Here is a 12065-nt window from a genome sequence, read left to right as displayed (position 1 = left end):
TTATTAAGAATTAGAATCCACACAATAAAAACTTAATATGATGAAAAAGACAATTTTATTTTTAGCGGTTGTGATGACTTTTTCTGCTGCTATTGCACAGAAGGGTAAAGTAACTACGGCCACAACTTTGCTAGAACAAGGCGACGCTGAAAAAGCTAAAGATGCTATTGATGCAGCAGTTGCGAGTGAAAAAAGTAATACCTGGCCTAAAACTTTTATCGTTGCAGCCAAGGTATATACACAATTGGCTCAAGATGGAAAAGTAGATGACGGCGTTGTTAAAGCTTATGAATTCTATCTAAAAGCCATTGAGTTAGACAAAAAAGGTGATGAAAAAGGTAAGAAAATTGGCAAGTACAAAAAAGAAATTGGCCAAGCTTTATTATTCTTTAGTAGCCAATTAACTAATGCAGGAGTTGAAGCTTTTAACGAAGAAGACTTCAAAACAGCTGTAGCTGCTTTTGATGGTTTGCTTTTATTGAATACCAATGAGTATTTAGTAGCTGTTCAAGGAGAAAAGTTAGATACTGCCATCATGTTTAATACTGCTTTAGCAGCTTATAATGGTAAAGATTGGGAGAATGCTGAGAAGTATTTTAATAAGTCTATCGATGTGAAATATGGAGGAGGAGATGCTATCATATTAATGCACCAGATGTATGCTGAGCAAGGTGATTCTGCTAAAATGGGTCCTAACTTAACGAGAGGTTTCGAGACTTATCCAGAAGATGACCGTATTTTAACGCAGTTAATCAATTATTACTTAGAGACTAAGCAAAATGATAAAGCTTTAGATTATTTAAATAAAGCAGTTGAATCAGATGCAACAAATCCTTCATTTTACTATGCTAGAGGAGTGTTAAATGATAATAGCGGTAATTTTGATGCTGCTTTAGCGGATTATAGTAAGTGTTTAGAGGTTGATTCTGAATATTTTAATGCTTATTATAATATGGGTGTTATGTACTTTAACCGTGGTGTTGAAGAAATGAATGACGCTAATAAAGAAACTGACTTTAAAAAGTTTGATGCTAAAAAAGCTATTGCAGAAGCGACATTTAAAAAATCTTTACCACATTTTGAAAATGGTTTAAAAATTAAACCTGAGGATGTTGGTACATTAGAAAGCTTAAAAACATTATATTATCGTTTTGAGATGAATGATAAATACAATGAAGTGAACGAGAAGTTGAAGAATTTATAATAACAGATATATATCCAGGTGAAATACCCTGGATATATTTTTACCTATAAATATAACATAATATCAAATTCATGACACTTTTTTGACTATACACCCCGTAAATGCTCATTCCATTCAGTACACAACTTGGAATGAGACCAATAGAATAGGGGAGTCTTAAGTTTATCTAGAATAGATATAAATAACAAAAAAAGCCTGTAACACATCAAATGTTACAGGCTTTCATGTTTAAAATAATTCAATATTTAATCTAGAATCTTGTTGCTTTATAACAAATTACCTCAAAATGACCTCCACACCATAAGTCATGCAAACCGTTTCCAATACTCAAGCACGAAAACTCAACACCCTCTCTGACCATATCCTCAAGCAAAATATTATACTCGTTTCTTGGCCTTCCCGTTGCTGGTCTTTCTTGCTCACACCAAATGGCATTATCGATACTCAAACCTACATTTTTCAGCATATCATCCTGTTGATCTCCGTTTTCATATCTATTACCTCGAATATAACTATCGAGATAAAAATATGGAAAAGAGTACCATTTATCCGTAAATACAGTATTTATACCATTATCCGCAGCGAGCTCCTGTCCTAACTTTTTACCTATAAACCTTAGCTTTTTAATGTAATATAACACTCCATCCTCAACAGGTAATATCACCATTTTATGGTCGGTGGAATTATTAGGTAGATTATCAAAGGTTACGTTTACCGTTACTACCTCCACACCTACACGGCTCGAACCCATATAATCCTCTGCAAATTCCTTAAATTCTGCCTTACCTAAACCTGATACATTTAACTCCATTTTTTCACTTTCTTTTTTTATTGTTTGTAATTCTTCTGTACAACTGGTTAATGAGGTCAAGAATAACCCTAACACAAATGACAATAACCATAGTTTGAAATTCCTTCCCGAATTCTTTAATAAACCCATTCTCAAATATTTTTTTTAATATTGTTGCTAAATCAAATAATAATTCACTCACACTTTAAAATTTTACACACATGAATTTAACACAAGACGAATACATTTATTCTGTAATTTTCTTCTGCCTAATCTCAGGTGCTTTATTCTTTCGTATTGGTTACGAACTAGCACGTAGAAAATACCGCAAATAATTAAAACGTTATACTAATATTACTCTTAACCCAAATTTCACGCATTTGGGTTTTTTCTTTTTCATTTAGTTCTACGTTAAACCATCCAAACAAATCTAATTCACTACCCCCGAAACCATTCCCCCAACCTTGGTATTTTTTAGTACCAAACTCTTTATAAACAGAACGTAATTCGAAACCTTGTAAATGCTCTAAAGATTTAAACAGCATATTTTCATTTGTACCGTAAAACGTAGTATCCATAGACTTATATACTTGATTCGCTATAGCCTTATATCTTCCTACATTTTCACCCTCGAAAAATGATTTAATACCATCTTTCAAACCTACAACGAACATTACAAGAGCAATAGGCAAAAGAATCCACCAATACTTTCTCGCTAGGTTCGCAACCTTAGATTTTCGACCACGCTTCATTCAAGATATCTTTAGGAATCTCATAACGTGATTCAATTATCGACATTGCATTAATAACTTTGCTGATGTGTTCAAACTTCCAATCAAGTTTAGCTTGAGCCGGAAAACCAGTTTTATTACTCACATAATCGATATAAGAATTCGTATCGTTTTCAACCTTTGGCGCCCATCGGTTAATTATACCCGTGATATCAGTAAGACCATGCTTGTGATAGTATGTGTGCAAATTTTTCATTGCTGCACGAACACCCCAAGTCATATCTGAAAAGGTTTCAAATTCTGAATCTGTACCCTCTACTTTTCCATTCCATTGAATATGCGTTTTACGAATATTCAGCGGATTATTATTTTTCTTCCCTCTAGTCTGGTCTGAACCAGTATTAGGAATTTTCTTTTTCATTTTAAAACTTGCCATTACTGCAACTATTAAACAAAGGAGTGCTATTAACACCCCTTTTAAATTTATATTACTCTTCTTTTTCCTCATTTTCGATAACTTTTACAGGCTCATCTTTCTCTAACACTTTGTTAAAAGCATCAATTGCAGCCTCAATAGCCAATACGAAACGAATTACCTCTTTTACCTTTTTCAAGGTGCTAATTACTCCACTTACCCACTTCATTACTTACCTCCTGAGATTTGACAAAAAACATCGTTTTTACAACTTGCTACCATTCCTAAACGGCTGATATAGAGCTTTTGTGATGAACGCTTGAAGATTGCAATACCTTTGTAATACTTCTTTGCTACTTCGCCAGTTTGCTTAAACTCTACCTGATAATACCAACGCTCATTCCCGTTACTCGTTTCAGGCGAATAGCTTTTATCATATTCCTTAAGCTTTGCAATTGCTTTTGCACCTTTTTCAGTCAGCTTATAAGCTTTTAAAGAAAGGAATCCTTTTTTTGAAGCGTTCCAAGCGTTAATAACTTCGCCCATGTTACCATCCTGAGAGGTATATTTTGTAAGCTTTGCTCCTGATTTAGCGGGGTATTGCTTACCATCTTTACCCGTTTTCATCTTTTTAGCCATAACTTATCGTCTTTTACCTCGTTTCGGTTTTCTCTTCAAATACACGATTACACCACCAATTACAATAAATGGCAAACCGATATATAACGCTGCTAGCTTTGGGTTTAACTTAACCCATGCATATGCACTTTCAATTTTAAATTTTATTTGTTCTAACATTGTTCTTTTATCTGGGTTAATTAAATCACGGCTTGGAGCACTTACCCCATAAACCGCTTTTGCTCTCATTTGATTTGCTTGTGCCGCTTCCGTTGACACTTTTGCCTCAGTTACTTCGCTTTTGGTAGCAGCTTTCAAACTTGAAATACTAATACGACTTAAAAAGTCACCGTTTTTCGCATCTTCTTCAACTTCCTTTTTCACTTCAATAACTTTTTGAAGTACTGACTTTACATCATTTACAATAGGCGCACTTGCTGCAATACCTTTTGCCTTTAATGTGTTTTCAATACTTTTTAAGTTCACAAAGCCTTTTCTATCCACAGCATCAGCCATTTTAGCTATTCGACTTTCACCCAAAACAGCAGTAACCTTAGTTAATTTGCTTTGGATAGGAGCAAGCTTAATAGATGCTTTTTCCAGCGCCTTACCACCTTTAGCTACTAGGTTTCCGATAACTCCACCCATTGGCAAAATACTTGCAATTGGCCCGACTATCTGAGCAGCTTTACCAACTACTTTACCCACGTTTCTAATTGCACGCCCGAACCATGAACCTCCTTTTTCTCTTCTACGAATCCTACGTTTAGCCCTACGAGCTTTGCGCCTTTCTCTTCTTCTTTTTCTACGTGCTTTACCCATCGAAACTAGTTTTTAGAGTTAACCAAAATTAATTCATACGCTGCACCAGCGGTTTTTGTGATTCTAATCTCTTTGATATCCTCGATATCTAAAAGCGCATAATTCTTATAACCCCAATAAGCGGTTTCCGTACCTGACACAGTAGAGATAGCTACCATATCATTTTCTTGCTCCATTAAAGCTTTTAATTCAGTAGGCGTATAAGTCATTGACTGACCATTATCTCGAATCATTTCAACTTTTTCAAGTCCAGTTAATGGAAGTGCAACCTCTTCTTTGTCAGTAGTACCATATACCTTTTCAGTTTCATCAGAATTTATGGTCATTGGGTGATATGACATAAGCCCCTCAACAATTTCGCCTTGCTCCAATCCGAAAACTGTATATGTTTTACTAGATTCTAGACTAGACATATCAATTTCTAAATAACGCTGATCTGAAAGTTTAATACTTCCTTCCATACCCACTTGAATACTACCACGACTTTCTTGGTCTGAATCAATAAATAATCCTTCACCATGAGAACCGATTTCAAAAACATTCGTCATTATTAATCGGGGCATACACTTATCGTGTGTTCCTGTTTGACCGTTCACGCGGTTAACTTCAACTTTCTCACCGTTCCAATTCCCGTTTTTCACGACAAGAATGTGCGAAACTGGTTTAAAAATTCTCGCTACTTCATCCGTGCGTCCTGTAAATCCTAATACTTTCATTTTTACTTTGTTTTAATTTCTGAAACAAAGAAAGGGGGAGCACACGCCCCCCCTTATTCATTTCTATTAATTTCTATTCGTTTTTAGTCCTTTTTAGTCCTTTTCATATACTCTTTTAATTTCATTATATTTTTTACTTCCTCTATTGTTAAAGCTTCATATTTTGCCATATGAGCAAGTAAAACACGACCTTTCTTTTTAAGGTTTAATGCTTCCTTTATTTCTTTAACTCTAGCACGAGCAGTAACAGGAGAGACCCCATAAAATTCTTGAATATCCTTAATAGTTAGTTCCATAAGTGTTTATTTGTAGGTTTATTTTTTTTAGTAAAATTCCCAATTTGGTCTCCGTTTGATTTATCGTAAACATTGAAATACGCCCAACTTTCAAAAGTTCTTTCTAGGTAAGCCGTATATTTAATAAGGTCGTTCACGTGATGTTTAACGAATCGCCAGCCTTTAACGTCTTTTATTTTAGCTATACAGCGAAATTTTTTAACTATTCCCATGGTTTAATATTTTGATGAAAGGTTCATTGACATATTGACTGTTGAATAAAAGACAAGGTTTTTTGTTTGGGCTGTAATGCTTCTTTAACTTTCTTTTTTACATCTTCGTAACAAGGTATTTCAAATACATCAGATGTATATATTTTACGAAAAAAGCCCCCAATCTTAGAAAATATTAGTTTGCAATGGTTCATAAATTCATCAGGTATTAATTTATAACCCCATTTCTTTAGGTATTGAATAGGAGCGGAGACAGTTAAAGAGTAATCATTTTCGAATACATCTTTATCCTTGGATTTTTTAACAATCTCCACAAATTCATCCATGATTAAATTATCCGTTCCATCCAGTTGTAAATTTTTCATTTTTGCGACCGACTGGGAAGAGTACCAAATTCGCCCAATAACCTGTAATTCGGGTTTATCTTTTTCCTTGTGGCCTTTACTCATGTACTTAGAAATATAAGCAGCTATATTTTTTACACCTCTTAAGCTTTCTATATCGGTGCTATTTGGGTTGCGCCAGTTACACGCTTCGCCACGTTCATAAGCTTTTTTAATTTGGTTAATGTTTACTTTCTTTTTTCCTTTATTACGTAGACCCAAATACTCGTCAAAAGAAAGTGCACGCATTTTAATAGCATATTCAAATAAATAACCAAGTTTACCAACAATCCTATTCCATATATCGTTAATTTCTTGGTATGGTATTCGTTGTTCGCATAATATGTGAAAATGAATATTTCCATTCTCTTGTTTTTCAGCTTTCCAAATATATTTTTCAACACCATATTTAGCCTTTAATTCTGTTAAAAATTGGTTTAAACATTTACTTTTTATGACTTTATCCGAGTGCACTTGTCGTGATGGGAGTGTAAGCGTGATAAATGAAATCTTATCTTTTCCTTTACCCGTAGTCAATATGCGTTCGTCTACAGAATATAAGAACCAGTAAACAGCTTTCTCTAATGCTTTTTTCCCTTTACTGCTTAAATCGCCTTTTTCTTTATTGATGCAATCAGGTTTCTTACCTTTTAATGGGTTCGACTCTCTGCCATCAGGTGTAAACATCTTGTGATAGGCTGTTATTCTTAATGGGGAAACAGACAAAGCAGGCATTTTAACAAAGCCATTATCTAATAAAATCGGTTGTAAAGTATCCATTTAATTAGTTCTTAAATTGTTACGGGGTATTTTTGGAGTTGTGGGAGGGTAGACAAGCCAACCAAATAGGGGAGAGTCCCCTATTTTTTATTTACCACTTTTAGATATCAACTACTTTAATACTCATTACACAATAACCGTTCTCTATCCCATACATACCCCCAAGAATCATATGTATAACTTTCACATACAAAACCTCATTATGCAATGGTTTACCCTCATTATATCTATGCAATTCTAACAAATCACCAACTTTATAATCACGCTCACATTTTCTTACTTCAAAACGCTTTCGCAACATCGCTATATCTAAATAATGCTGATTTTCTATTTTAATTTTGTGTATGTCCATAGTTATTTGACTTTTACAATTTTAAAAACCAACTCACTAACATCGCATCGCATTGCTAACATAGCTCCTTGTATTCTTAACCTTTCAGGCTTTAAAACTATTGTCCTTAATGATGAAATCACATGAAACTGATAACCATACTTATCCAACATTTTTACAACAGCATAAGCCGTTTTGTAATTCAACCAATTTTTTAATTTTACTATCATACTTCTTTATTTTAGGGTAATAAAAAAAAGGTAGCCTATACTAGACCACCTTTGACATTGTTATTTTTTCTATATCCTGATATCTAACACGCTCAATCACTGCGAATGCCTTCAATTGCTCATACTCATTTAATGAGCGTTCAATCATATTTACCTCATTATGAAAGTTTATTACTTGATACTTTAAGGTTGTTAACTTTTGACGTTCAACTAATTGATTCAGGTCTAAGCAAATGTTTCTAAGAGCTGAAACACAGTAATAAAAAGCACTAAAAACGATATAATTACCATTTTTGGTATTGCTCATCCATACAGATTTACTTAAACTTTCCGATACACCAGTAAGATATTTATTAATGTTCCTTTCGGCCTGAAGTATAGCACCTTGTCTTTTTCCTGAATCAGGAGTAAAGAGTAAATAATTTTGTCTATACGTTAAAAATACTTGTGAATAGACGTGATTAATAAAGGCTAATTGTTCGGTTAAAAACTTATTGGTTTTGCGGAGAAATGATTGTGCTTGCTTTTCTTGTTTGAATGAGAATTCAAAACCATTACCGAGTTTTACCCGATAGCAATCATCAATTTTTGTATAATATTTTAGTTCTATTTTCTTCACACAAAACATACTTGATAAATGCTTTTAAGTTGCTTTTTAGGGCATAACTTAAAAACAATGCATCATTAATACATTTTGCAATTTTAATATATAAAACTAACATAATATCAACTATAAGACAAATGTGGTGAATTAAAAAGCATCATATTTTATGATGCCTAAATTCTATATTGAGAACCCTAACTTAAATGCAGGTTGATCGTGATCATTCACCATCCAGTTTGAAAACTCATCTAACCAACGCCAAAAATTTAAGACTAATTCCTCTGGCACAGTATCCATTTCAGATAATACTTGTCTATAGCAATCCAACCATACCAATCTTGTTTTTGGAGTTATTTTAAATGGTAAATGTCTACTAGCTAACATCGGATTTCCTCGGCTCATTTTATAATATTCTGGACCGCCTAAACGTTGCACAAAGAAATCAGCTGATCTTTTTTTAGCACCTTCTAATAATTCTCCTTTGGGAGGAAAAATTTCCTTAATATTACTTTCTACCAATAATTCGTAATGATCGTTTACCATTTGGCGAACTCCATCTTCCTTTAAATAGTTGTATATACTTATATCTGGTTTAAAGTTTGTCCTTCTTTCACCAAATGGTAATTCTGTAATTGTAAATAATGAAATATCTATCATGTAATTCTATTTAACCTAATGAAACCATTTAAAATTGCATTAATAATAGATGAATAACATCAGGGCAAAAAAAAGGTTTAGAAAATGATGGACTTACGTTTCGAAGATTCGTTGTTTTTTAAGTCAAACATGTCGTAGTTAGGCCAAGAGTCAACTTTTGCTAAAGTACGATCCATCATGTACTTTATATCATTTGCAAATTCAGGTCCTTTCCATGAGTTTGTATTAAATACGATGGCATACGATAAACCATCATTTTGTCTAACCACCAATGCTGATGTTCCTGCTAATGTTCCTGTGCGATACCAGTAGTTCTTCCTAACACCACGCCAACCCAAAGGGCTACCACCTAAAAGCTCGGTTGAACTCATTTCCTGAATACTATTCGCACTTAAAATATCATGAGGTGTATCAAAGCCATCAATAGCCACAATTAAGCGAAGTAAATCAGTTGTTGAAGCAATCCAACCTCCAGCAGCTCCAAGTGTTTTAATATCATTACCTCCATAACTTCTAGGTACTAATTCAGTCCCGCCATTATGATCTTCCACTAAAAAGGCATCATCAGGCTCGTAATATTTAACTTCCAGGTTTGAACGTTCCCAAGTATAACTACCTCCAATTTGCATATCAAATATCTCTAAAGGATACAATACATTGGTTTTTACGTACAACTCATAATCCATCCGAGATGACTTTTCAATCACCTTTTCAAGTATAGCATAGCCTAAATTACTATACGAAGACATGGTTCCTGGAGGAAAATGCAATCTCTTTTTTAACATAAAAGAAATAATATCTTCTTGTTTTACAGGATATTCTAAGTCCATTTTTTTTGCAATTACCGTTGGTATAAACATCGGATCTCCGTACCTATTGGTAAAACCAGCAGAATGATTTAATAATTGTTTAACGGTGATTCTCTCCACCTTTTTATCTCTATAATTAAGGTAGATGGAATCATTTAAAATACCATTACTACCAAAAACATGGCTATCTAAAGTAAGCTTATCTTGCTCTACTAATTTCATTACAGCTACAGCAGTTACAAGCTTTGAAACACTGGCTATACGAAATAAATTATAAGGTTGTACTTGAATCGATTTCTCTTTATCAGCCATGCCGTAACCTTTGGTAAAGACTAACTTACCTTCCCTGGCTACCGAAACAGAGGCTCCAGCAAGATGATTTCTTCGAATAAAGCGATTAACACTCTGGTCAATTACTTTGAATCTATCTTGATCGGAGAAAGCGTTAGAGATTCTATGCGAGGCAACAGACGGCGTTGCAGGAACAAAGTCCCCACCAAAGGAATCTCCTGAGTTGAATAGAACTAAATTGGCAATGCTTAAAGCAATTACACCTAATAGGGCAATTCCTGATTTATATATAATGGTCATTTATATCTACTTTAAACCGCAAAAATAACGAAAAGCTTGTACAACAGCAAAAAAGCATAGACTTAACAGGCTTTTTGTCCGTGTTTTTGGTCATTTAAAAGTAATATACGTGGAATTTATCAATAAGTTCTCTATCCCAAGTTCTAAAACGTATAGATATATTAGTGAATCGGTCTTCTGTTTCTTATTATAGAGAATAATCTATATCCCACTATTAAAGCAACAGGTATTGTAGCCAATGGAAAAGATTGAGGTATTATCGTAAAACCAACAATAAAAACAATCACAATAATCAAATTCAATTTTAATACCCATTGATATAGTTCCTTATTACTATTAGCAAATGCTAGGAATAAAAAACTAGGAAAGCTCCATAATACATTGTAATTGTATCCAGTAGCACTGTGATCTGCTACAAACCATAGATAAGAGATTAAAACACCAATGAAACCTAAAACAAAAAATAATACTCTGTCTAAGCTACTAAGGGCGTTTCTTTTCTTGATAATAGAGAAAACTACTACTACAACTAGAAGCAGAAAAAAAACAAATACAGGTGTCAAACTAAATGTATTGCTATTGTTTGCTTCAAACTCAAGCAAAATCCTTTTTTCCAGAACGATTGATTTTGAATTACCATCATCACTCTGCACTTGAGCCACATCGATAACATCCATTAAAAAGTCAGGTAAAAACGTCGACTCTTTCTGGGTAGCTATTTTATCCGCAGGATAACCTAAAATAGTATTTAAGCCTGTTTCAACCCAGGGCAACTGAGCTAAATAATGATGTAAATACATTCTAAAAGAACGGCTTGTAACATCACTCGGTTCCTCTATTAGTATAATTCCTCCTTCAATATTTTCATCAATAATATCAAAGATTCTGGTGGCACAATTATCGTAAAAAAAGTCGTACTTATAATACCTATTTTCAGGTTTGTAGTTAGTCATTAGGGCTTCAAAAAGCTTTTGTTTGTCAGTTGCACTAATATTTAAAACTTGCTCAATGACGCTTCTGTTACTTTTAAAATACTCAGGTAAAAAATGCTTAAACTCACTAATGCTCAATATGTACTTCAACTGCCCATTGGCAAATTTGAGATAAAAATTAGGCGTGTTAAAATCAAATGTTCCATAATTAAATACCCAATCAATATTATTGGCAGTATCGGAAACGCGCAAGGCACTATGACCAAAAGCCGAATACAACTCATCGCCCTGCGAACAGGTTAAAATAGATATTTGCGCATCGTCGCTTAATTTAATTGGCGCGGCAAAAACAGATGAAAATAGAAATATAAAAATGGCACTAAATAGGATTCGAAACATGATATTTTAATTTGTCCCAAATATAGACAAATTGAAAAGGCCTGAAAACTCTTGATCCATTAATTAATACAGATTTAAAAGTGGAACTTGCCCACAACTGCAGATTATCAGAAGAACTTACACGTGCAATTAGCTTATTGCTTATATTCTCCATAGCATCAATACTCAATCTAATTTTATTTAAGTGTAAACCTGCATTTTGACTGCTGTGGATTATAACTTCTCCTTTTTCTTCTCTTTTAGCTACGCTACTGCTATTAGGGTAAGTTTCTTCAACCCAGTAATATTCAGGGTCAGCAAAAAAGTTCATAAACCATTCAACACAAATGTTTGTCCACTTAATGATCCAGCTATCTACTCTTAATTTTATTACTTCCATGGCTTAATATTATTTTATGATAATTAAATTCAAATACAAAATTACAACCGTATGCTAAACTATATCAGTCGATTAAATAGATTAAGCGATTGTTAGGTAAGAAATAAGTAAACCATATGGCTTAATAATGACTTAATTAATTAAGCTTTTATACTTAATTGAATTG

At 33.6% G+C, this 12065-nt stretch carries 17 protein-coding genes; 1 reads left to right on the top strand and 16 read right to left on the bottom strand.

Features of this window, described 5'->3' with window-relative positions; genetic code table 11:
• Positions 1-40: 40 nt before the first annotated feature.
• Positions 41-1204, top strand: coding sequence for a tetratricopeptide repeat protein (locus tag A8L32_RS15890; RefSeq protein ID WP_066632011.1), 1164 nt, complete (start codon positions 41-43; stop codon positions 1202-1204).
• 250 nt (positions 1205-1454) lie between these two features.
• Here the strand turns inward: A8L32_RS15890 and A8L32_RS15885 are convergent, their stop codons facing one another.
• The 16 genes from A8L32_RS15885 to A8L32_RS15810 all read right to left on the bottom strand — a co-directional run bounded on the left by A8L32_RS15885 (position 1455) and on the right by A8L32_RS15810 (position 11899).
• Positions 1455-2144 carry a hypothetical protein gene (locus tag A8L32_RS15885; protein ID WP_066631808.1) on the bottom strand — a complete coding sequence of 230 codons (690 nt, stop codon included), beginning with the start codon at positions 2142-2144 and terminating at the stop codon, positions 1455-1457.
• A gap of 185 nt (positions 2145-2329) precedes the next feature.
• Complete coding sequence (locus A8L32_RS15880; protein ID WP_066631804.1) at positions 2330-2746, bottom strand: hypothetical protein; 417 nt, start codon at positions 2744-2746, stop codon at positions 2330-2332.
• Complete coding sequence (locus A8L32_RS15875; protein WP_083631373.1) at positions 2724-3233, bottom strand: hypothetical protein; 510 nt, start codon at positions 3231-3233, stop codon at positions 2724-2726. The genes A8L32_RS15880 and A8L32_RS15875 overlap by 23 nt, the downstream gene beginning before the upstream one ends.
• Entirely contained in the window at positions 3214-3369 is a 156-nt protein-coding gene (locus tag A8L32_RS23550; protein ID WP_158027255.1) for a hypothetical protein, read from the bottom strand. Before A8L32_RS23550 ends, A8L32_RS15875 begins: the two co-directional genes overlap by 20 nt.
• Positions 3369-3779 (bottom strand): hypothetical protein, encoded by a 411-nt coding sequence (locus tag A8L32_RS15870; protein WP_066631802.1) that lies wholly within the window; start codon positions 3777-3779, stop codon positions 3369-3371. Before A8L32_RS15870 ends, A8L32_RS23550 begins: the two co-directional genes overlap by 1 nt.
• A gap of 3 nt (positions 3780-3782) precedes the next feature.
• The gene (locus A8L32_RS15865; protein WP_066631801.1) at positions 3783-4580 is read right to left on the bottom strand and encodes a hypothetical protein; all 798 of its coding nucleotides are present in this window, start codon (positions 4578-4580) and stop codon (positions 3783-3785) included.
• Positions 4581-4585: 5 nt separating this feature from the next.
• Positions 4586-5221, bottom strand: coding sequence for a hypothetical protein (locus A8L32_RS15860; RefSeq protein WP_143525136.1), 636 nt, complete (start codon positions 5219-5221; stop codon positions 4586-4588).
• Positions 5222-5379: 158 nt separating this feature from the next.
• Positions 5380-5592: a hypothetical protein gene (locus A8L32_RS15855; protein WP_066631797.1), complete on the bottom strand. Its 213-nt coding sequence runs from the start codon at positions 5590-5592 to the stop codon at positions 5380-5382.
• A gap of 235 nt (positions 5593-5827) precedes the next feature.
• Positions 5828-6967, bottom strand: a complete 1140-nt coding sequence (locus tag A8L32_RS23725; RefSeq protein WP_066631792.1) for a rolling circle replication-associated protein — start codon at positions 6965-6967, stop codon at positions 5828-5830.
• A 100-nt stretch (positions 6968-7067) separates the two neighbouring features.
• Entirely contained in the window at positions 7068-7319 is a 252-nt protein-coding gene (locus tag A8L32_RS15840) for a DUF3850 domain-containing protein (protein WP_066631790.1), read from the bottom strand.
• Between the two features lie 2 nt (positions 7320-7321).
• Positions 7322-7528 (bottom strand): hypothetical protein, encoded by a 207-nt coding sequence (locus tag A8L32_RS15835; protein WP_066631788.1) that lies wholly within the window; start codon positions 7526-7528, stop codon positions 7322-7324.
• 40 nt (positions 7529-7568) lie between these two features.
• Positions 7569-8147 (bottom strand): hypothetical protein, encoded by a 579-nt coding sequence (locus A8L32_RS15830; protein WP_143525133.1) that lies wholly within the window; start codon positions 8145-8147, stop codon positions 7569-7571.
• Positions 8148-8312: 165 nt separating this feature from the next.
• Positions 8313-8789: a globin domain-containing protein gene (locus A8L32_RS15825; protein WP_066631784.1), complete on the bottom strand. Its 477-nt coding sequence runs from the start codon at positions 8787-8789 to the stop codon at positions 8313-8315.
• A 77-nt stretch (positions 8790-8866) separates the two neighbouring features.
• Positions 8867-10189, bottom strand: coding sequence for a serine hydrolase domain-containing protein (locus A8L32_RS15820; protein WP_066631782.1), 1323 nt, complete (start codon positions 10187-10189; stop codon positions 8867-8869).
• Positions 10190-10350: 161 nt separating this feature from the next.
• A complete protein-coding gene (locus A8L32_RS15815) occupies positions 10351-11520 on the bottom strand; it encodes an Lnb N-terminal periplasmic domain-containing protein (RefSeq protein ID WP_066631780.1) in 1170 nt (389 codons plus the stop codon).
• Positions 11501-11899, bottom strand: coding sequence for a hypothetical protein (locus tag A8L32_RS15810; protein ID WP_066631778.1), 399 nt, complete (start codon positions 11897-11899; stop codon positions 11501-11503). The genes A8L32_RS15815 and A8L32_RS15810 overlap by 20 nt, the downstream gene beginning before the upstream one ends.
• Between the last annotated feature and the right edge of the window lie 166 nt (positions 11900-12065).

This window comes from Labilibacter marinus, from assembly GCF_001659685.2.
Taxonomy (GTDB): domain Bacteria; phylum Bacteroidota; class Bacteroidia; order Bacteroidales; family Marinilabiliaceae; genus Saccharicrinis; species Saccharicrinis marinus.
Note: the sequence above shows the minus strand (reverse complement) of the source record. Positions and strands in the feature narration are given on the sequence as shown.

Excerpts from the sequence above, each read along its gene's own strand:
- A8L32_RS15865 (WP_066631801.1), bottom strand. The coding sequence starts at position 4,580 with ATGGGTAAAGCACGTAGAAAAAGAAGAAGAGAAAGGCGCAAAGCTCGT.
- A8L32_RS15820 (WP_066631782.1), bottom strand. The coding sequence starts at position 10,189 with ATGACCATTATATATAAATCAGGAATTGCCCTATTAGGTGTAATTGCT.
- A8L32_RS15825 (WP_066631784.1), bottom strand. The coding sequence starts at position 8,789 with ATGATAGATATTTCATTATTTACAATTACAGAATTACCATTTGGTGAA.
- A8L32_RS15885 (WP_066631808.1), bottom strand. The coding sequence starts at position 2,144 with ATGGGTTTATTAAAGAATTCGGGAAGGAATTTCAAACTATGGTTATTG.
- A8L32_RS15870 (WP_066631802.1), bottom strand. The coding sequence starts at position 3,779 with ATGGCTAAAAAGATGAAAACGGGTAAAGATGGTAAGCAATACCCCGCT.
- A8L32_RS23725 (WP_066631792.1), bottom strand. The coding sequence starts at position 6,967 with ATGGATACTTTACAACCGATTTTATTAGATAATGGCTTTGTTAAAATG.
- A8L32_RS15840 (WP_066631790.1), bottom strand. The coding sequence starts at position 7,319 with ATGGACATACACAAAATTAAAATAGAAAATCAGCATTATTTAGATATA.
- A8L32_RS23550 (WP_158027255.1), bottom strand. The coding sequence starts at position 3,369 with ATGAAGTGGGTAAGTGGAGTAATTAGCACCTTGAAAAAGGTAAAAGAG.
- A8L32_RS15815 (WP_066631780.1), bottom strand. The coding sequence starts at position 11,520 with ATGTTTCGAATCCTATTTAGTGCCATTTTTATATTTCTATTTTCATCT.
- A8L32_RS15890 (WP_066632011.1), top strand. The coding sequence starts at position 41 with ATGAAAAAGACAATTTTATTTTTAGCGGTTGTGATGACTTTTTCTGCT.
- A8L32_RS15880 (WP_066631804.1), bottom strand. The coding sequence starts at position 2,746 with ATGAAGCGTGGTCGAAAATCTAAGGTTGCGAACCTAGCGAGAAAGTAT.
- A8L32_RS15855 (WP_066631797.1), bottom strand. The coding sequence starts at position 5,592 with ATGGAACTAACTATTAAGGATATTCAAGAATTTTATGGGGTCTCTCCT.
- A8L32_RS15835 (WP_066631788.1), bottom strand. The coding sequence starts at position 7,528 with ATGATAGTAAAATTAAAAAATTGGTTGAATTACAAAACGGCTTATGCT.
- A8L32_RS15810 (WP_066631778.1), bottom strand. The coding sequence starts at position 11,899 with ATGGAAGTAATAAAATTAAGAGTAGATAGCTGGATCATTAAGTGGACA.
- A8L32_RS15875 (WP_083631373.1), bottom strand. The coding sequence starts at position 3,233 with ATGAGGAAAAAGAAGAGTAATATAAATTTAAAAGGGGTGTTAATAGCA.